The organism is Pseudomonas salmasensis (assembly GCF_014268375.2).
Taxonomy (GTDB): Bacteria; Pseudomonadota; Gammaproteobacteria; order Pseudomonadales; family Pseudomonadaceae; genus Aquipseudomonas; species Aquipseudomonas salmasensis.
In genome coordinates this window covers 4,556,377-4,573,695 of record NZ_CP077083.1, presented here as the reverse complement: position 1 = coordinate 4,573,695, position 17,319 = coordinate 4,556,377, and the positions used below count along the sequence as shown (strand labels likewise).

At 61.0% G+C, this 17,319-nt stretch carries 14 protein-coding genes; 5 read left to right on the top strand and 9 right to left on the bottom strand.

Features of this window, described 5'->3' with window-relative positions; all coding sequences use genetic code 11:
- Positions 1 to 112 precede the first annotated feature (112 nt).
- On the bottom strand, positions 113 to 1,459 hold the full coding sequence (gene pmbA, locus HU731_RS20460) for a metalloprotease PmbA (RefSeq protein ID WP_186607341.1): 1,347 nt from the start codon (positions 1,457 to 1,459) through the stop codon (positions 113 to 115).
- A gap of 108 nt (positions 1,460 to 1,567) precedes the next feature.
- Here pmbA and yjgA point away from each other — a divergent pair, with 108 nt between their 5' ends.
- On the top strand, positions 1,568 to 2,089 hold the full coding sequence (gene yjgA, locus HU731_RS20455; RefSeq protein ID WP_003188568.1) for a ribosome biogenesis factor YjgA: 522 nt from the start codon (positions 1,568 to 1,570) through the stop codon (positions 2,087 to 2,089).
- A 45-nt stretch (positions 2,090 to 2,134) separates the two neighbouring features.
- Here yjgA and tldD read toward each other — a convergent pair whose 3' ends face one another.
- From tldD to mreB, 8 genes are all read right to left on the bottom strand, one after another.
- A complete protein-coding gene (tldD, locus tag HU731_RS20450) occupies positions 2,135 to 3,577 on the bottom strand; it encodes a metalloprotease TldD (protein ID WP_186607340.1) in 1,443 nt (480 codons plus the stop codon).
- 16 nt (positions 3,578 to 3,593) lie between these two features.
- Entirely contained in the window at positions 3,594 to 4,442 is an 849-nt protein-coding gene (locus tag HU731_RS20445) for a carbon-nitrogen hydrolase family protein (protein WP_044271623.1), read from the bottom strand.
- A gap of 48 nt (positions 4,443 to 4,490) precedes the next feature.
- The gene (locus HU731_RS20440; RefSeq protein ID WP_186607339.1) at positions 4,491 to 8,306 is read right to left on the bottom strand and encodes a YhdP family protein; all 3,816 of its coding nucleotides are present in this window, start codon (positions 8,304 to 8,306) and stop codon (positions 4,491 to 4,493) included.
- Positions 8,307 to 8,384: 78 nt separating this feature from the next.
- Positions 8,385 to 9,842, bottom strand: coding sequence for a ribonuclease G (gene rng, locus HU731_RS20435; RefSeq protein ID WP_003188562.1), 1,458 nt, complete (start codon positions 9,840 to 9,842; stop codon positions 8,385 to 8,387).
- A 70-nt stretch (positions 9,843 to 9,912) separates the two neighbouring features.
- A complete protein-coding gene (locus HU731_RS20430) occupies positions 9,913 to 10,509 on the bottom strand; it encodes a Maf family protein (RefSeq protein WP_186607338.1) in 597 nt (198 codons plus the stop codon).
- A 51-nt stretch (positions 10,510 to 10,560) separates the two neighbouring features.
- The gene (mreD, locus tag HU731_RS20425; RefSeq protein ID WP_003188558.1) at positions 10,561 to 11,049 is read right to left on the bottom strand and encodes a rod shape-determining protein MreD; all 489 of its coding nucleotides are present in this window, start codon (positions 11,047 to 11,049) and stop codon (positions 10,561 to 10,563) included.
- A complete protein-coding gene (mreC, locus tag HU731_RS20420; protein ID WP_189661161.1) occupies positions 11,049 to 12,107 on the bottom strand; it encodes a rod shape-determining protein MreC in 1,059 nt (352 codons plus the stop codon). Before mreC ends, mreD begins: the two co-directional genes overlap by 1 nt.
- Positions 12,108 to 12,276: 169 nt before the next feature.
- A complete protein-coding gene (gene mreB, locus HU731_RS20415) occupies positions 12,277 to 13,314 on the bottom strand; it encodes a rod shape-determining protein MreB (protein ID WP_002555108.1) in 1,038 nt (345 codons plus the stop codon).
- 210 nt (positions 13,315 to 13,524) lie between these two features.
- On the opposite strand from mreB, the gene gatC reads away from it, so the two are divergent.
- The 4 genes from gatC (at position 13,525) to HU731_RS20395 (ending at position 17,265) form a co-directional block, all read left to right on the top strand.
- Positions 13,525 to 13,812: an Asp-tRNA(Asn)/Glu-tRNA(Gln) amidotransferase subunit GatC gene (gene gatC / locus HU731_RS20410; RefSeq protein WP_003188556.1), complete on the top strand. Its 288-nt coding sequence runs from the start codon at positions 13,525 to 13,527 to the stop codon at positions 13,810 to 13,812.
- A gap of 16 nt (positions 13,813 to 13,828) precedes the next feature.
- On the top strand, positions 13,829 to 15,280 hold the full coding sequence (gene gatA, locus HU731_RS20405) for an Asp-tRNA(Asn)/Glu-tRNA(Gln) amidotransferase subunit GatA (RefSeq protein ID WP_186607337.1): 1,452 nt from the start codon (positions 13,829 to 13,831) through the stop codon (positions 15,278 to 15,280).
- 10 nt (positions 15,281 to 15,290) lie between these two features.
- On the top strand, positions 15,291 to 16,736 hold the full coding sequence (gene gatB / locus HU731_RS20400) for an Asp-tRNA(Asn)/Glu-tRNA(Gln) amidotransferase subunit GatB (RefSeq protein ID WP_005784800.1): 1,446 nt from the start codon (positions 15,291 to 15,293) through the stop codon (positions 16,734 to 16,736).
- 157 nt (positions 16,737 to 16,893) lie between these two features.
- Positions 16,894 to 17,265, top strand: a complete 372-nt coding sequence (locus HU731_RS20395; RefSeq protein WP_054897024.1) for a septal ring lytic transglycosylase RlpA family protein — start codon at positions 16,894 to 16,896, stop codon at positions 17,263 to 17,265.
- Positions 17,266 to 17,319 lie beyond the last annotated feature (54 nt).

Genomic DNA, 17,319 nt, shown 5'->3' with positions numbered 1-17,319 from the left:
AAATGATATTGAGAATCAAAACAAGAGTGACCCGTTGATCCTGCGAAAAGAGCTGCAATAAAAAAGGCGCGCCATCTTGCGATGGCGCGCCTTTCGGGACGTGCTGGAAGGATTAGCTGCCAGCGACTGTCATGCGTTCGATCAGCACCGAACCTGTGCGGATATTGCTGCGCAGTTCCAGGTCGTTACCCACGGCAACGATTTGCTTGAACATATCGCGCATATTGCCGGCGATGGTCACTTCCTGGACGGCGAACTGAATCTCGCCGTTCTCCACCCAGAAACCCGCCGCACCACGCGAGTAGTCACCAGTAACCATGTTCAGGCCATGGCCCATCAATTCAGTCACCAGCAGCCCGCGCCCCATACGTTGCAACAACGCGGCCTGGTCTTCATCGCCATGGGTCACGAACAGGTTATGCACGCCGCCCGCGTTGGCGGTGCTTGGCAGGCCCAGCTTGCGACCGGCATAAGTGCCCAGCACATAGGACACCAGCTCACCCTTTTCGACAAACGGCTTGGCATAGGTGGCCAGGCCATCGCCGTCGAACGACGAACTGCCCATCGCGCGCATCAGATGCGGGCGCTCGTCGATGGTCAGCCACTCGGGGAACAGCTTCTGGCCGATGGCGCCTTCCAGGAACGAAGATTTGCGATACAGGTTGCCACCGGAAATCGCGCCCAGGAAGCTACCGAACAAACCACCGGCCAGCTCAGCGGAAAACAGCACAGGCACTTCGCAGGTCGGCACCGGGCGCGCGCCCAGGCGGCTCGCAGCCCGTTGCGCTGCACGCAGGCCAATGCTTGCAGGGTCTGCCAGTAACTCGCCTTGGCGGTTTACGTCGTACCAGTAATCACGCTGCATCTGCCCGTTGGCTTCGGCAATCATCACGCAACTGAGGCTGTGACGCGTGGAGGCATAACCACCGATAAAGCCATGGCTGTTGCCGTAGACGCGGCAGCCCTGATGGGTGCTCAAGGTGGTGCCGTCCGCATTCTTGATGCGGGTATCGGCATCGAAGGCTGCCGCTTCGCAGGTCAGCGCCAGTTCGATGGCTTGCTCAGGGGTGATGTCCCAGGCATGGAACAGGTCGAAATCCTGCACATCCTTGGCCATCAGTGCCTTGTCGGCCAGGCCCGAGCTTTCATCCTCGGAGGTGTGCTTGGCAATCGCCAGTGCCGCGGCGACGGTCTCGCGAATCGCCTCAGGGCCACTGGCGGAAGTGCTGGCCGAGCCTTTGCGCTGGCCGGCATACAAGGTAATGCCAAACCCTTGGTCACGATTGAATTCAACCGTTTCCACTTCCCGCTGGCGCACCGAAGTCGACAACCCTTGTTCCAGCGACACCGCCACTTCACAGGCGCTGGCCCCCTGGCGCTTGGCTTCGGCAAGGATCTGCTCGACTTGTTCCTGCAGTGCCGGTAACGCTTGTGGACCGACGCTTTGGGCTGCACTCATGGTTCTCTCCACTCAAATTCTGCTTTCGGTTAAGGCCATCGAGCGACCGGGCCGGACAAGCGGCCCCCGACTGGTTATCATGGCGGCGTTTCTTTGCGGACTGCCACCATGGTTGATTCTTACGACGACTCCCTCGATGGGGAGAAAAGCAAAACCCAGGTCAAACGTGAGCTGCATGCTCTGGTTGACCTTGGCGAGCGCCTTACAACGCTCAAAAAGGATTTGGTTGCCAAACTGCCACTGACCGACGAAATGCGTCGGGCCCTGGCCGATGCGCCCAAGCACACCGCGAATATCGCGCGTAAACGGCATATCTCGTTTATCGGCAAACTGATGCGCGACCAAGACATTGACGCCATTCTTACTTTGCTCGATCAAACCGATGCCTCCACTCGCCAGTACAACGAACGCTTCCACAACCTGGAACGTTGGCGTGACCGCCTGATCTCGGGCGATGACGCGGTGCTGGAGAAATTCGTACTGGACTACCCGGACGCGGACCGCCAGCAATTGCGCTCCCTGATCCGTCAGGCCCAGCACGAGCTGGCGCATAACAAGGCGCCGGCCACCAGCCGTAAAATCTTCAAGTACATCCGTGAGCTGGACGAGACTCAACGCGGCCTGCGCTGATCCTCTTCCCCGGGTGGCGGTCTTCGCCACCCGAAGCTCCGGTTCCTACGATCCCGTACCACCCACGGTGATCGCATCAATTTTCAAGGTTGGCTGGCCGACACCTACCGGCACCGACTGCCCATCCTTGCCGCACGTACCCACGCCGCTGTCCAGCGACAGGTCGTTACCGACCATCGACACCTTGCTCATGGCTTCCGGCCCGTTACCAATCAACGTCGCCCCTTTGACCGGCGCGGTAATCTTGCCGTCTTCGATCAGGTACGCCTCGCTGGTGGAGAACACGAACTTGCCGCTGGTGATATCCACCTGGCCGCCACCGAGGTTGGCGCAGTAGATACCGCGTTTTACCGAGGCAATGATTTCTGCCGGATCGCTTTGGCCACCGAGCATGTAGGTGTTGGTCATGCGTGGCATCGGCAGGTGCGCGTAAGACTCGCGACGACCATTACCGGTGCGCGCCACGCCCATCAGGCGGGCGTTGAGCTTGTCTTGCATGTAGCCCTTGAGCACGCCGTTCTCGATCAGGGTGGTGCATTCGGTCGGCGTCCCTTCGTCATCGACACTCAGCGAACCACGGCGGCCGGCCAGGGTGCCGTCATCGACAATGGTGCACAGCTTGGACGCAACCATTTCGCCCATGCGCCCGCTGTAGGCAGAACTGCCCTTGCGATTGAAATCGCCTTCCAGGCCATGGCCCACGGCTTCGTGGAGCAACACCCCAGACCAACCCGAGCCCAGCACCACCGGCAAGGTGCCGGCCGGTGCCGGAATCGCTTCCAGGTTGACCAATGCCTGGCGAAGCGCCTCACGGGCATAGCCCATGGCACGGTCGTCAGCGAGGAAATAACGGTAGTCGGTGCGCCCGCCGCCGCCATGGCCACCGCGCTCGCGGCGCCCGTTCTGTTCGACGATCACGCTCACATTGAAACGCACCAGCGGCCGCACATCCGCCGCCAGCCCACCGTCGGTGGACGCCACGAGGATGCGCTCCCACACGCCGGCCATGCTCACGGTCACTTGCTGGATACGCGGGTCCAGGGCGCGGGTAGCTGCGTCGATACGCTTGAGCAGCTCGACCTTTTCCGCACGGCTGATCACTTCCAAGGGGTTATCCGGCGCATACAACTGGGCCACGTCCTGGGTACTGAACGCCTGCACCGTGCCATTTTGGCCGGCACGGGAAATCGAACGGGCCGCACGCGCCGCCAGGCCCAGGGCCTCCAAGGTGATCGCATTGCTGTAGGCAAAGCCGGTTTTCTCGCCCGATTGGGCGCGAACGCCTACGCCTTGGTCAAGGTTGAAACTGCCTTCCTTGACGATCCCATCTTCCAGCGCCCAGGACTCGGAAATCTGCCCCTGGAAATACAGGTCAGCCGCATCGATACCCGGCCCGGCCAGATCGCCCAGCACGGTTTGCAGGCTTTCGATGGTCACGCCACCGGCTGCCAGAAGGTGATCACTGACTGAGGACAACAACTCGCTCATAGGTTTGGCCTTAAATTCATCGTTCTGAAGCAGGCCGCTGCGCGCCCTGCGAGAAAAAGCGCCGGTGATTGGTCACCGGCATGCGCGCCCGTATCGACGCCTGTTCACTGCTATCGCGTTCGGCCAGTAACACCGCTTCGCCTTGATCCTGTTGCGCCAGCACCCGCCCCCAAGGGTCGACAATCGCTGCGTGGCCAAAGGTTTCCCGAGGGCCTGGATGCACACCACCCTGGGCGGCCGCCAGCAGGTAGCACTGGGTTTCGATGGCTCGCGCACGAATCAGCACATCCCAGTGCGCAGCCCCGGTCACCGCCGTGAAGGCCGAGGGCGCGGTAATCAGTTCAGCCCCCGCCGCGCGCAACTCGCTGTACAGCTCGGGGAAACGCAGGTCGTAACACACCGTCAACCCCACACGGCCCACGGGCGTATCCGCCACTACCACCTGGTTACCGAAAGCATAGTCGTCAGATTCGCGATAACGACCGCGAGCATCCGCTACGTCCACATCAAACAGATGGAGTTTGTCGTAGCGAGCGACGATTTCACCCTGATCGTTGATCAGCAGCGAGCAAGCATTGGGCTTGGCGTGGGGTTGGTCCTTGGGCGGCAACGGCAATGTGCCGGCCACTATCCATAAGGTGAGGTCGCGGGCGGCCTGTTTCAACCAGGGCAGCACAGGCCCTTGGCCCAACGCCTCGGCGCGGCCAATGTCGGCCACGTCACGGCGCCCCATGGCGGCAAAATTTTCTGGCAGCACCGCGAGTTTCGCGCCACCGGCCGCCGCCTGTTCCAGCAGGCGACGCGCCTGGGCGAGGTTGGCCAGCACGTCACTCTGGCTGACCATTTGAATTACCGCAAAGGACATGGGCCGACACTCCATACAAAGCATGGGGCCATGCTACTCCACAGGCTCTCAGTTTGGCTTTTCAAATGGCTTGTCGAAGGTGATTTTCGGATCCTTCCAAGGGCCCTGCACCTTGTATTGCACACTGGCAAAGCGCGAAACCCGGTCACCGATCAGCTTGTCTATCAAAAACAGCGCACCACCAATGGCCGGCGCGCCGACAATCAGCGCTGCAATCGGCAGGTTGTTGGTTACAGGCAACGTGACCAGCAACTTGGCGTCGACGCGATCGGCAACCAGATCCAGGGTGCCGTTAAGCTCAAGATTGGTGGAAGGCCCGGTCATGGTGATGGGCTCGCGGGTCACGAACACGCCATTACTGGCGGCCAACAAGCCTTTGACCCGGTCGTAGCTCAAGCCCTTGCCGAACAAGTCGGAAAAGTCCAAACGCAAACGCCGGCCAATGGAGTTGAAGTTAAGCAGGCCAAACACGCGCAATGCCTGGGCCCCGCCCTCCACCTCGACGAACTGACCTTTACGGAACGCGGCATCCAGGCTGCCGGAAAACCGCTTAGGCCCCACCCAGGCCGGCGAACCCGGCCAGCGGCCATCCACGTCCAGATGAAAGTCTTCACTGGTGACCGTAGGCGCAAACCCCCAACCCTTGAGCACGTCGGCAATGTTGCGGCCATCGAGGCGGCCTTTGTACCAACTGCTGCTGGCGCCTGGCGCACCTTCCCACCCCCCGGCGCCCTTGAGCAGCATGCCCTTGAGGCCAAGGTCGAGGTTATTGAAGGCCAGGCCCTTGGCGGTCGGGCGGATCCTCAGCGACCAGGCCCCGATCAGGTCCGAACCCTGGAACAATTGGTCGACGGCAATATCCAGCGCCGGAATGCTTTTTGGGTCGATATCGGCCAGCGGGTCCGGCGCGTTTTCGTCCGCCTGTGCAGTTGGGTCTGGCGCAGGCAATTTCACATACTTGAGGTTGACCGCAATCGGCGCGCCTTTGGCGTCCGGCAGGTTCACCGCGCCCTTGGCTTGCTGGCTATCGAGTTGCAGGCCCCAGGCTGCCGCCTTGCGATCAAGCTGCAAGCTGACCTGGTCAAACTGGGTACCAAACCCGGTCAGTTTGCCTACTTTGAAATCAGCGCCACTGAGCAGTTGCTTGGCATTGCCACCGGGATCATTTCCCGTGTAGCGATCCACGAGTTTCTTCCAGGGGTCGATATCCAGCTCCGACAGCACGCCACGAATGCGCAGGCCCTTGGCACCGGGCAGCACCGCATCACCATCGCCAAGGAACAGTTCGCCGCGGCCATCATTGAAGTTGTTCGGCGGCGCGGCAAAAGTGAAATTCGCCAACTCGCCGTAATCAAACCAATAACGGCGCTCAGCACCCTGCAAAGTCATGCGAAAGGTGCTGTCACGGCCCTGGCTGGCCGGCATGCCAAACGGCGCCGGCAGGTCCACCGCGACACCCTTGAGGTTGGAATTGACCATCAACTGGCTGTCTGCGCCGTCGAGGATTACTTGCAATTGGTACGGAATATCGCCGGAGACCGGCAACGGCTGGCTGACTTTCAACCAGTCCGTGAGGCGCTTGACGGTGACCTGGCCATTGGCGGTCACCCGCGTGCTGATATTGCCCGGCTTGCCTTCGGCAAAGATCTGCGCCGTGATGGGACGGTCGAACGCCTGGGCCGAGATCTTCTGCCCGCTCAGGCCCTTGGCGCTGTCGAAGCGAAAATCACCCTTGAGCTGGGTCAGTTCCAAAGGCGGCTCCGCCAATTGCAGGCGCGCCTTGTCGGTCTTGAAGTCCACCACGATCTTGGGCTCAGCGCCCTTGACCAGTGGAATGTCCAAATCCAGGCTACCTTGCAGGCCGCCCTCGCCTTTCCAGCCAGCGAACGTGGACGCCGTGCCGATCGGCGCTTCTTGAAGGATCTTCAGGCCGTCGCCCAAACCGCCCGAGAACCCGCCCGTGAGCAGCAGATGGCTGTCGCCGCCCGCTGGCGCGTGGGGAATATTGACGTAGACATCCTTGACCTGGGTGTCGAGCAACTGGCCCTTGCTCGCCAGGATGCGTACGCCGCTTTCCTCGACGAACACTTCACCATTGACCTTGTTCACATGAGGCCAGCCCGGCTGGAAGGCCAGTTCGGCATCATGCACCTTGAAGAACAGGCTGATATTGCGCGACGCCGGCAGCGCGTTGTGGCTGAGCGATCCCTGGTACTGGAAGAAGCCTTCGTCCACCGCGCCCTTGAGGATCGCCGTGCGCAGCCATTCATCCAGCGCCGGGCTCAACACCGCCGGTAGATACTTGGGGGTAAAACGCCCATCACCATCGACCATACCGACCCGCAGGTCCATGTAGTCTTCCTGGCTGTGGTCGAAATGCAGGCGAATCAGGAAATCCGCCGCCACCTTGCCCTCCTCGCCCAGTACCTTGATATACGGGGCGATCAGGGTGAAACCTTGCTTGTCCAGCTTCCAGGTCAGGCGCGCATTGGCCTGGATGTACTGCCACGGCTTGGCGAAGATCGGATACAGATGCAAGGAAAAGTCCTTGCTGTCCATGCGCAATTCGCCCTGGCCCAGGTCGCCACTGATGCTGCCGGACACATTGCGTGCGGCCGGCGCGCCAAAGTAGGCATCGAAGCCGACACGCTCCAGGTTGGCGGCAAAACTGAGCTTGCGGTCGGTGGTGTCTTGCGGCCGAAAGTCCACCAGCACATTGCGTAACAGGCCAGTGGCTTTGAGGTGTTCGACGGCCTTGGCGAAACCGTCCGGCAGCGGCGCCAAGGCGTTGAGCAGCGGTGTGATGGGAGTGAGGTCGAGACGGTCGGCCTGCAACTTCCACACTTCCTGTTCCTTGTCGGTGGCCAGGCTCTGCTGCAATTGCAGGCGCGATTCCCAGCGGGTTTCGCCAATGTTCATCGCCAGGGAATCAAACAGCACCTTGAGGCCAGTGTCACTGCGCTGCAGGTAGGCGGTCAGGGCCAGGTTTTCAAGGTGCACCGGCTTACGGTCGGCGTAACTGCCCTTCACTTGGGGCGAATTGAGGCGTACCGCCGCGCTTTGCACCGTACCTTTGGCCCAACTGAGCCAAAACTCGCCGCCGGCCTTCAATTGCGTCAGCTTCCATTGCTGGGTCAGCCTGGCGGGAATCCACTTGGCCCAGTCGCTTTGCGGCAGGCTCAGGTAGGCATCGACCTCAGCGTCTTGCCACTGGCTGGCGCGAATGCGGCTACGCAGGCTGACCGCCAACGGTTGGCCATCGGGCAATGTCAGGCGAGCGTCCAGACGCTGCTGGCTCATGCCGGTATGCAGGCTCAGGCCCACATAGGTCACGGTCACCGGCGCCTGGTCGAAGGGTTGCAGGGTCACCTGGCTGTCCAGCACCGACACGCGCTTGACCATTTGCATGCGCGTCAGCAGTTGTTGCGGGTCCAACGGCTGGTCGTCCTGCACTGGCAAGCCTTGCAGGGTCCAGCGGCCTTCCTGGTCTTCCTTGACGCTCAGTTGCAGGCCACTGACTTGCAGGTGAGCGATGCGCACTTCGCGGGCCAACAGGCTGGCCCACATATCGGGCACCACTTCCACCTGGTCCAGGCGCACGGCACTGCTGCCCTCGCCGACCATGACGTCGTGGGCCAGCAATACCGGGGCAAACCCGCTCCAGCGTCCCTCAAGACTACCGATATGCAGCGGCGTCTCCAGCGCAGCCTGGGCCTTGGCTTCGACTTCGGCGCGGTATTCGGCCACCAGCGGGGTGAGTTCGCGCCCCAGGCTCACGTACACCGCCGCCAATACCAGCAACAACGCGCACAGGCCCAGGCCCCAACGGGTCAAAGCGGCAAAAAAGCGTATCAGACGCTCCATGTCAGGCGACCCTCAAAAAACAGTTAGCGGACGGCAGATAAAGGTCTGCCGGTCTCGAAGAAAGTGCACAGTTGGGGATCAGAGCAACACCACGTCGTATTGTTCCTGGGAATACATGGTTTCGACCTGGAAGCGAATGGTGCGACCGATAAAACTTTCCAGTTCGGCGACGTTACCGGACTCTTCGTCCAGCAGGCGATCCACCACCTTCTGATTGGCAAGTACTCTATAACCTTCGGCCTGGTAGGCGCGCGCCTCGCGCAAAATCTCGCGGAAAATCTCGTAGCAAACCGTTTCCGGGGTCTTCAATTTGCCGCGGCCCTGGCAGCTGCTGCACGGTTCGCACAGTACCTGTTCAAGGCTTTCGCGCGTGCGCTTGCGGGTCATCTGCACCAGGCCCAGCTCGGTGATGCCGATGATGTTGGTCTTGGCGTGATCGCGTTCCAGTTGCTTCTCAAGCGTGCGCAGCACCTGGCGCTGGTGCTCTTCATCTTCCATGTCGATGAAGTCAATGATGATGATGCCGCCCAGGTTGCGCAGGCGCAGTTGACGGGCGATAGCCGTGGCCGCTTCGAGATTGGTCTTGAAGATGGTCTCTTCAAGGTTGCGATGGCCCACGAATGCACCGGTGTTGACGTCGATGGTGGTCATCGCTTCTGCCGGGTCTACCACCAGGTAGCCGCCGGACTTGAGTGGCACCTTGCGCTCCAGGGCTTTCTGGATTTCGTCTTCGACGCCATACAGGTCGAAGATCGGCCGCTCGCCGGGGTAGTGTTCCAGGCGATCAGCGATTTCTGGCATCAACTCGGCGACAAATTGCGTGGTGCGTTGGAAGGTTTCCCGCGAGTCGATGCGAATTTTCTCGATCTTCGGGCTGACCAGATCGCGCAGCGTGCGCAACGCCAGGCCAAGGTCTTCATAAATGACGCTGGGCGCGCCGATGGTCTTGATCTGCGCGTCGATCTGGTCCCACAGGCGCCGCAGGTAGCGAATATCCATGAGAATTTCATCCGCGCCAGCGCCCTCTGCGGCGGTGCGCAGGATAAACCCGCCCGCTTCCTTGATGCCCTCGGCGGCGACGCAGTCGCTGACCACCTTCTTCAGGCGCTCGCGCTCGGCTTCATCTTCGATCTTCAGGGAAATGCCCACATGGGCAGTTCGCGGCATGTACACCAGGTAGCGCGAGGGAATCGACAGCTGGGTGGTCAAGCGGGCGCCCTTGGAACCGATAGGATCCTTGGTGACTTGCACCACCAGGCTCTGGCCCTCGTGCACCAGAGCGCTGATGCTTTCCACCGCAGGGCCTTCGCGCAGGGAAATTTCCGAGGCATGGATAAACGCTGCACGGTCCAGGCCGATGTCGACGAAGGCCGCCTGCATGCCCGGCAATACGCGCACCACTTTGCCTTTGTAGATATTGCCGACGATCCCGCGTTTTTGGGTGCGCTCGACATGCACTTCTTGCAGAACACCGTTCTCTACCACCGCCACGCGCGATTCCATCGGCGTGATATTGATCAGAATCTCTTCACTCATGGCTGGGTCTCGTTCAGGCGTTTTCACAATAGTGACCGGTCGCTTAAGGCTTGGCGCTGGAATACGGCGTTCAGCACACGGTAAGGTTTTGCCAACAGGGTATGCCGAATTGGGCGAGCAGTTGCGCGGTTTCGCAGACTGGCAGGCCCACCACGGCGGAATAACTGCCATTAAGCCCGGCCACAAATACCGAACCCAGCCCTTGGATAGCATAGCCGCCAGCCTTGTCCTGCGGTTCGCCACTGTGCCAGTAGGTGGTAGCCTCCTGCACAGAAACCTCGCGGAAACGTACACGGCTGCTGACACATCGGGTTTCACATTGCTGGCCGTCGGTCAGGGCAATGGCGGTAAGCACTTCATGCTCACGGCCGGAAAGGGCCATCAGCATGGCCAGCGCATCGGCCTGATCAACCGGTTTGCCGAGGATCCGCCCATCCACGATCACCGCCGTGTCGGCCCCTAGTACGCAGGTGCCCGAGGTGTGGCCAAGCGCAACAAAACCCGCCGTCGCCTTGCCTCGCGCAAGGCGCTCGACATAGGCAACGGCAGGTTCGTTGTTAAGAGGCGTTTCATCAATAGCGGCGCTGACCAGGGTGAAGGGCACACCGATCTGGGCCAGCAGTTCACGTCGCCGCGGGGAGCCCGAGGCCAGATAAAGCGAATTCATTGCAGCCTCTCCCTGTGAGGTTCGATAACCAGGCAGAGCCTCGCAATCCATTCAATTGATTTTATAGCGGCGACGCAGCCCACGCAGACCAAAACTGATCCAGGGCCACAACAAGGCGCTGACCAGCGCCGGCAAGACCAGCGCCAGGGTCGGCTGGCGGTTGCCAGTCAACGCGCTGAGCCACAGTTGCACCAACTGCGCCAGGCCGAAGATCACCAGGATCACCAAACACTGCTGCCACATCGGGAACATGCGCAAGCGCTGCTGCAGCGACAGCACCAGGAAAGTAATCAGGGTCAGGATCAACGCGTTCTGGCCCAGCAAGGTGCCATACAGCACATCTTCGGCCAACCCCAGGCACATCGCTGTGACCATGCCCACCTTGTGCGGCAGGTTCAATGACCAGAACGCCAGCAACAAGGCCAGCCAGAGCGGGCGCAGGATTTCCATGAACTGCGGCAGCGGCGAAACGCTGAGCAGCAAGCCGATAGCGAAGGTCAGCCAGACGATCCAGCCATTGCGTGAATGAGTACCGGCCATTATTGCTCCCTCTGCCGTGTGGTGGTCGGAGCGGTGCTCGGCGCAGTGGCCGGGGGTTTGGCTACAGCCGGCTTAGCCGGGCGCGCGTTGTGCGCTGCCGGTTGAGCGGGCGTTGCCACCGGTGCTGGTGCAGGTGTCGCCGCGGGTGCAGGCGGACCAACAAAAGCCGGTTTTGGCACCGTGGCCGGCACGATGGGCGCGGTGCCATTCTGCTGGTCTTCCGCTTCCTGGGCCTGGGCGGCGTCGTTGGCGCGCTCTTCCGGGGTACGGTTGTCGCTGAACACCAACAGCAGGTAACGGCTGCGGTTCAGCGCGGCAGTCGGTACCGCCCGAACGATAGCGAACGGCTGGCCGGAATCGTGGATCACTTCCTTGACCGTCGCCACCGGATAACCCGCCGGGAAGCGCTGGCCCAGGCCAGAACTGACCAACAGGTCGCCTTCCTTGATGTCCGCAGTGTCGGCCACATGGCGCAGCTCCAGGCGTTCCGGGTTACCGGTGCCGCTGGCGATTGCGCGCAGGCCGTTACGGTTGACCTGTACCGGAATGCTGTGGGTCGTGTCCGTCAGCAACAGCACCCGCGAGGTGTAGGGCATCAACTCCACCACCTGGCCCATCAGGCCACGGGCGTCGAGCACTGGCTGGCCAAGCACCACACCGTCGCGCTCACCCTTGTTGATGATGATGCGATGGGTAAAGGGGTTGGGGTCCATGCCGATCAGCTCGGCCACTTCGACCTTTTCGTTGACCAGTGCGGAAGAATTGAGCAACTCGCGCAGCCGAACGTTCTGCTCGGTGAGGGCCGCCAGCTTTTGCATGCGCCCCTGCAACAGCAGGTTTTCAGTCTTGAGTTTTTCGTTCTCGGCGACCAGTTCGGTGCGGCTGCCAAATTGGCTGGACACGCCCTGGAAGAGACGTTGCGGCAGGTCGGTGATCCAGTAGGTCTGCATCAACACCAGCGACATCTGGCTACGCACCGGCTTGAGCAGTGCAAAGCGGGCATCGACCACCATCAGCGCGACCGAAAGCACGGTCAGCACCAATAAGCGCACACCCAATGAGGGGCCTTTGGCGAAAAGCGGTTTAATAAGCCGCTCCTCCCAGGCAAATGTTCTCTTTATTCATACGGCATCAAACCGGCCTGGATGCAGATTGAAGAAGATAAACGCCAACAGGCAGCACTGCAAAGTGCTGCCTGCCGACGAAGCATGAACCATCCAGGCAATCTTATTCGCTGGAGAGCAGGTCCATGGTGTGTTTATCCATCATTTCCAGCGCACGACCACCGCCACGGGCAACACAGGTCAGCGGGTCTTCGGCGACGATCACCGGCAGGCCGGTTTCCTGGGCCAGCAACTTGTCGAGGTCGCGCAGCAAGGCGCCACCACCGGTCAGTACCAGGCCACGCTCGGCGATATCGGAAGCCAGCTCCGGCGGCGATTGCTCCAGTGCACTTTTCACGGCCTGAACGATGGTGGCCAGAGACTCTTGCAGAGCCTCCAGCACTTCATTGGAGTTCAGGGTGAAGGCACGTGGAACGCCTTCGGCCAGGTTGCGACCGCGCACATCGACTTCGCGCACTTCGCCGCCTGGGTAAGCGGTGCCGATTTCCTGCTTGATGCGCTCGGCGGTGGATTCGCCGATCAGGCTGCCGTAGTTACGACGCACATACGTGATGATCGCTTCGTCGAAACGGTCGCCGCCCACGCGTACGGATTCGGCATACACCACACCGTTCAGGGAAATCAGGGCGATTTCGGTCGTACCACCACCGATATCCACCACCATCGAACCGCGTGCTTCTTCAACCGGCAGGCCGGCACCGATCGCAGCGGCCATCGGCTCTTCGATCAGGAAGACTTCACGGGCACCGGCGCCAAGGGCCGATTCACGGATGGCGCGACGCTCAACCTGGGTGGACTTGCACGGAACGCAGATCAGCACGCGAGGGCTGGGCTGCAGGAAACTGTTTTCGTGAACTTTGTTGATGAAGTACTGCAGCATCTTTTCGCAGACGCTGAAATCGGCGATCACGCCATCCTTCATCGGACGAATGGCAGCAATATTGCCTGGTGTACGGCCGAGCATGCGCTTGGCCTCGGTGCCAACGGCAACGACACTTTTCTGATTACCATGGGTCCGAATGGCCACAACCGATGGCTCATTCAGAACGATACCGCGCTCGCGCACGTAAATAAGGGTGTTGGCAGTGCCCAGGTCAATGGAGAGATCGCTGGAAAACATGCCACGCAGTTTCTTGAACATGGGGAAAGGACCCTAGGCAACGCGTGGGTAAAAAAGTGCGGCAAACTCTAACAACGACAGGGATTTTGGGCAAGGCGCCAATGTGCTAAATTGGCCGACTTTCTGTGCACCAACCCCCACAATCGCGGCCTTATGACCGTAGAAATGCGGTAGTGTTCCGACAATCTAACACACGGACGCCCTCCGTTCTGTTTTCCACTGGAGAATCCCATGGCGCTTGAACGCTCCGACGTGGAAAAAATCGCACATTTGGCCTCGCTTGGCCTTAATGATGCCGATCTTCCACAGACCACCGCAGCCCTGAACAGCATTCTCGGGCTGGTCGACCAAATGCAGGCCGTGAATACCGACGGCATCGAGCCCCTGGCTCACCCACTGGAAGCCAGCCAGCGCCTGCGCGCAGACGTCGTGACCGAACGCAATAATCGCGAGGCCTACCAGTCCATCGCGCCAGCGGTCGAAAACGGCCTGTACCTGGTTCCGAAAGTCATCGACTAAAGGGAAAGAGCCTTTCATGCATCACATGACTCTGGCCGAGATCGCCCGCGGTCTCGCCGACAAATCGTTTTCTTCCGAAGAGCTGACCCAGGCTTTGCTTGCGCGTATTGCCGCGCTCGATCCCAAGGTCAACAGCTTCATCAGCCTCACCGAAGAGCTGGCCCTGAGCCAGGCCAAGGCCGCCGACGCCCGTCGCGCCAACGGTGAGAACGGCGCGCTGCTTGGCGCACCGATCGCCCACAAGGACCTGTTCTGCACCCAGGGCATTCGCACCAGCTGCGGCTCGAAGATGCTCGACAACTTCAAGGCGCCCTACGACGCCACTGTGGTCGCCAAGCTGGCCGCTGCCGGGGCCGTGACCTTGGGCAAGACCAACATGGACGAATTCGCCATGGGTTCGGCCAACGAGTCGAGCTATTACGGCGCGGTGAAAAACCCGTGGAACCTGGAACACGTACCGGGTGGTTCCTCCGGTGGTTCGGCTGCGGCCGTGGCCGCGCGCTTCCTGCCCGCCGCTACCGCCACCGACACCGGCGGTTCGATCCGCCAGCCAGCCGCCTTCACCAACCTCACCGGCCTGAAGCCGACCTACGGTCGCGTGTCGCGCTGGGGCATGATTGCCTATGCGTCGAGCCTGGATCAGGGCGGCCCTCTGGCACGCACGGCTGAAGACTGCGCAATATTGTTACAAGGCATGGCAGGCTTTGATAAACAGGACTCCACCAGCATCGACGAGCCAGTGCCGGACTACAGCGCCAGCCTGAACACCTCGATCAAGGGCCTGCGCATCGGCGTGCCGAAGGAATACTTCAGCGCCGGCCTCGACCCGCGTATCGCCGATTTGGTACAAAACAGCATCACAGAGCTGGAAAAGCTTGGCGCCGTGATCAAGCAAATCAGCCTGCCGAACAACCAGCACGCGATTCCCGCCTACTACGTGATCGCGCCAGCAGAGGCGTCTTCCAACCTGTCGCGTTTCGACGGCGTGCGCTTCGGCTATCGCTGCGAGAACCCGAAAGACCTCACCGACCTGTACAAGCGCTCCCGTGGCGAAGGCTTCGGCAGTGAAGTGCAGCGCCGGATCATGGTCGGGGCCTACGCCCTGTCGGCCGGCTACTACGACGCGTACTACCTCAAGGCGCAAAAAATCCGTCGCCTGATCAAGAACGACTTCATGGCCGCCTTTGAAGAAGTCGATGTGATCCTCGGCCCGACCGCGCCGAACCTGGCGTGGAAGATCGGCGCCAAGACCGGCGACCCGATCGCCGAGTACCTGGAAGACCTCTACACCATCACCGCCAACCTCGCGGGCTTGCCGGGCTTGTCCATGCCCGCAGGTTTCCTTGATGGCCTGCCGGTGGGCGTGCAATTGCTCGCCCCGTATTTCCAGGAAGGCCGCCTGCTCAATGTGGCGCACCAGTACCAGTTGAACACCGACTGGCACACCCGCACCCCTACCGGCTTCTGAGGAGAACACTATGCAATGGGAAGTTGTGATCGGGCTGGAGATTCATACCCAGCTCGCCACCCAATCGAAGATTTTCTCCGGTAGCGCCACCACGTTCGGCTCCGAGCCCAATACCCAGGCCAGCCTGGTAGACCTGGGCATGCCCGGCGTGCTGCCGGTGCTGAACCAGGAAGCGGTGCGCATGGCAGTGATGTTCGGCCTGGCGATTGACGCCGAGATCGGCCAGCACAACGTGTTTGCGCGCAAGAACTACTTCTACCCGGACCTGCCCAAGGGCTACCAGATCAGCCAGATGGAACTGCCGATTGTCGGCAAGGGCCACCTGGACATTCCCCTGGAAGACGGCACCATCAAGCGCGTCGGCGTCACCCGTGCGCACCTGGAAGAAGACGCCGGCAAAAGCCTGCACGAAGAATTCCCGGGTGCCACCGGCATCGACCTGAACCGTGCCGGCACGCCGCTGCTGGAGATCGTGTCCGAGCCGGACATGCGCAGCGCCAAGGAGGCCGTGGCCTACGTCAAGACCATCCACGCGCTGGTGCGCTACCTGGGCATCTGCGACGGCAACATGGCCGAAGGCTCGCTGCGTTGCGACTGCAACGTGTCGATCCGCCCCAAGGGCCAGGTCGAGTTCGGCACCCGCTGCGAGATCAAGAACGTCAACTCGTTCCGCTTCATCGAGAAGGCGATCAACAGCGAAGTGCGTCGCCAGATAGAGCTGATCGAAGACGGCGGCAAGGTGATCCAGCAAACGCGCCTGTACGACCCGAACAAAGACGAAACCCGCGCCATGCGCAGCAAAGAGGAAGCCAACGACTACCGTTACTTCCCCGACCCGGACCTGTTGCCGGTGGTGCTGGAGGATTCGTTCCTCAATGACATCCGCGCCACCCTGCCCGAACTGCCGCAGCAAAAACGCGAGCGCTTCCAGGAGCAGTTCGGCCTTTCCGTCTACGATGCCAGCGTTCTGGCCTCCAGCCGTGAGCAAGCCAACTACTTCGAGAAGGTCGTGAGCATTGCCGGCGACGCCAAGCTGGCGGCTAACTGGGTAATGGTCGAGCTGGGCAGCCTGTTGAACAAACAGGGCCTGGAGATCGACGAAGCACCGGTCACCGCCGAGCAACTGGGTGGCATGCTGCTGCGCATCAAGGACAACACCATCTCCGGCAAAATCGCCAAGACCGTGTTCGAAGCGATGGCAGCTGGTGAAGGCAATGCCGACGAGATCATCGAAAAGCGTGGCCTCAAGCAAGTCACCGACAGCGGCGCCATCTCGGCCGTACTCGATGAAATGCTCGCGGCCAATGCCGAGCAGGTCGAGCAATACCGTGCGGCAGACGAAGCCAAGCGCGGCAAGATGTTCGGCTTCTTTGTCGGCCAGGCGATGAAAGCCTCCAAGGGCAAAGCCAACCCGCAACAGGTGAACGAACTGCTCAAAAGCAAGCTCGAAGGCTGATTGCGGTGAAATGGTTGGAGTGGAGTTTCACCTACACCCCGACCTTTTGTGGGAGCTGGCTTGCCTGCGATTCAGGCACCTCGGTGTTTCAGTTACACCGAGCCGATGCTATCGCAGGCAAGCCAGCTCCCACATTTACATCTGGGACTTCCTGACAATGAAGCGTCTACTCGGCCTCCTGGCCCTGTCCTCCCTGCTGGCCGGTTGCGCCAGCGGCCTCATCGACCCCAACGGCTACGACGAAACCGGCACTGCCTCCTATTACGGCGCCAAGCACCATGGCAAGAAAACCGCCAGCGGTGAACCTTTCAACCAGAACGCCTTGACCGCCGCCCATCGGCGCCTGCCCTTCGGCACCCAGGTCAAGGTGACCAACCTCGACAACAATCGGTCTGTCGTGGTGCGTATCAATGATCGCGGCCCGCATACCCGTGGCCGCCTGATCGACCTTTCACGCAAGGCTGCCGAGCAACTGCGCATGCTGCGCAGCGGTACCGCACGGGTTCGCGTGCAAGCCCTAAACAACTGACCGAGGCAGCCTTGAGCATTTTCGGATTAAACGCCCTCTCGCCCTGGAGCCTGC

Bases quoted from the DNA above. Each gene is read 5' to 3' on its own strand.
- rng (WP_003188562.1), bottom strand. From the start codon at position 9,842: ATGAGTGAAGAGATTCTGATCAATATCACGCCGATGGAATCGCGCGTG.
- gatB (WP_005784800.1), top strand. From the start codon at position 15,291: ATGCAATGGGAAGTTGTGATCGGGCTGGAGATTCATACCCAGCTCGCC.
- pmbA (WP_186607341.1), bottom strand. From the start codon at position 1,459: ATGAGTGCAGCCCAAAGCGTCGGTCCACAAGCGTTACCGGCACTGCAG.
- HU731_RS20395 (WP_054897024.1), top strand. From the start codon at position 16,894: ATGAAGCGTCTACTCGGCCTCCTGGCCCTGTCCTCCCTGCTGGCCGGT.
- HU731_RS20440 (WP_186607339.1), bottom strand. From the start codon at position 8,306: ATGGAGCGTCTGATACGCTTTTTTGCCGCTTTGACCCGTTGGGGCCTG.
- HU731_RS20430 (WP_186607338.1), bottom strand. From the start codon at position 10,509: ATGAATTCGCTTTATCTGGCCTCGGGCTCCCCGCGGCGACGTGAACTG.
- yjgA (WP_003188568.1), top strand. From the start codon at position 1,568: ATGGTTGATTCTTACGACGACTCCCTCGATGGGGAGAAAAGCAAAACC.
- mreB (WP_002555108.1), bottom strand. From the start codon at position 13,314: ATGTTCAAGAAACTGCGTGGCATGTTTTCCAGCGATCTCTCCATTGAC.
- HU731_RS20445 (WP_044271623.1), bottom strand. From the start codon at position 4,442: ATGTCCTTTGCGGTAATTCAAATGGTCAGCCAGAGTGACGTGCTGGCC.
- gatC (WP_003188556.1), top strand. From the start codon at position 13,525: ATGGCGCTTGAACGCTCCGACGTGGAAAAAATCGCACATTTGGCCTCG.
- mreD (WP_003188558.1), bottom strand. From the start codon at position 11,049: ATGGCCGGTACTCATTCACGCAATGGCTGGATCGTCTGGCTGACCTTC.
- gatA (WP_186607337.1), top strand. From the start codon at position 13,829: ATGCATCACATGACTCTGGCCGAGATCGCCCGCGGTCTCGCCGACAAA.
- tldD (WP_186607340.1), bottom strand. From the start codon at position 3,577: ATGAGCGAGTTGTTGTCCTCAGTCAGTGATCACCTTCTGGCAGCCGGT.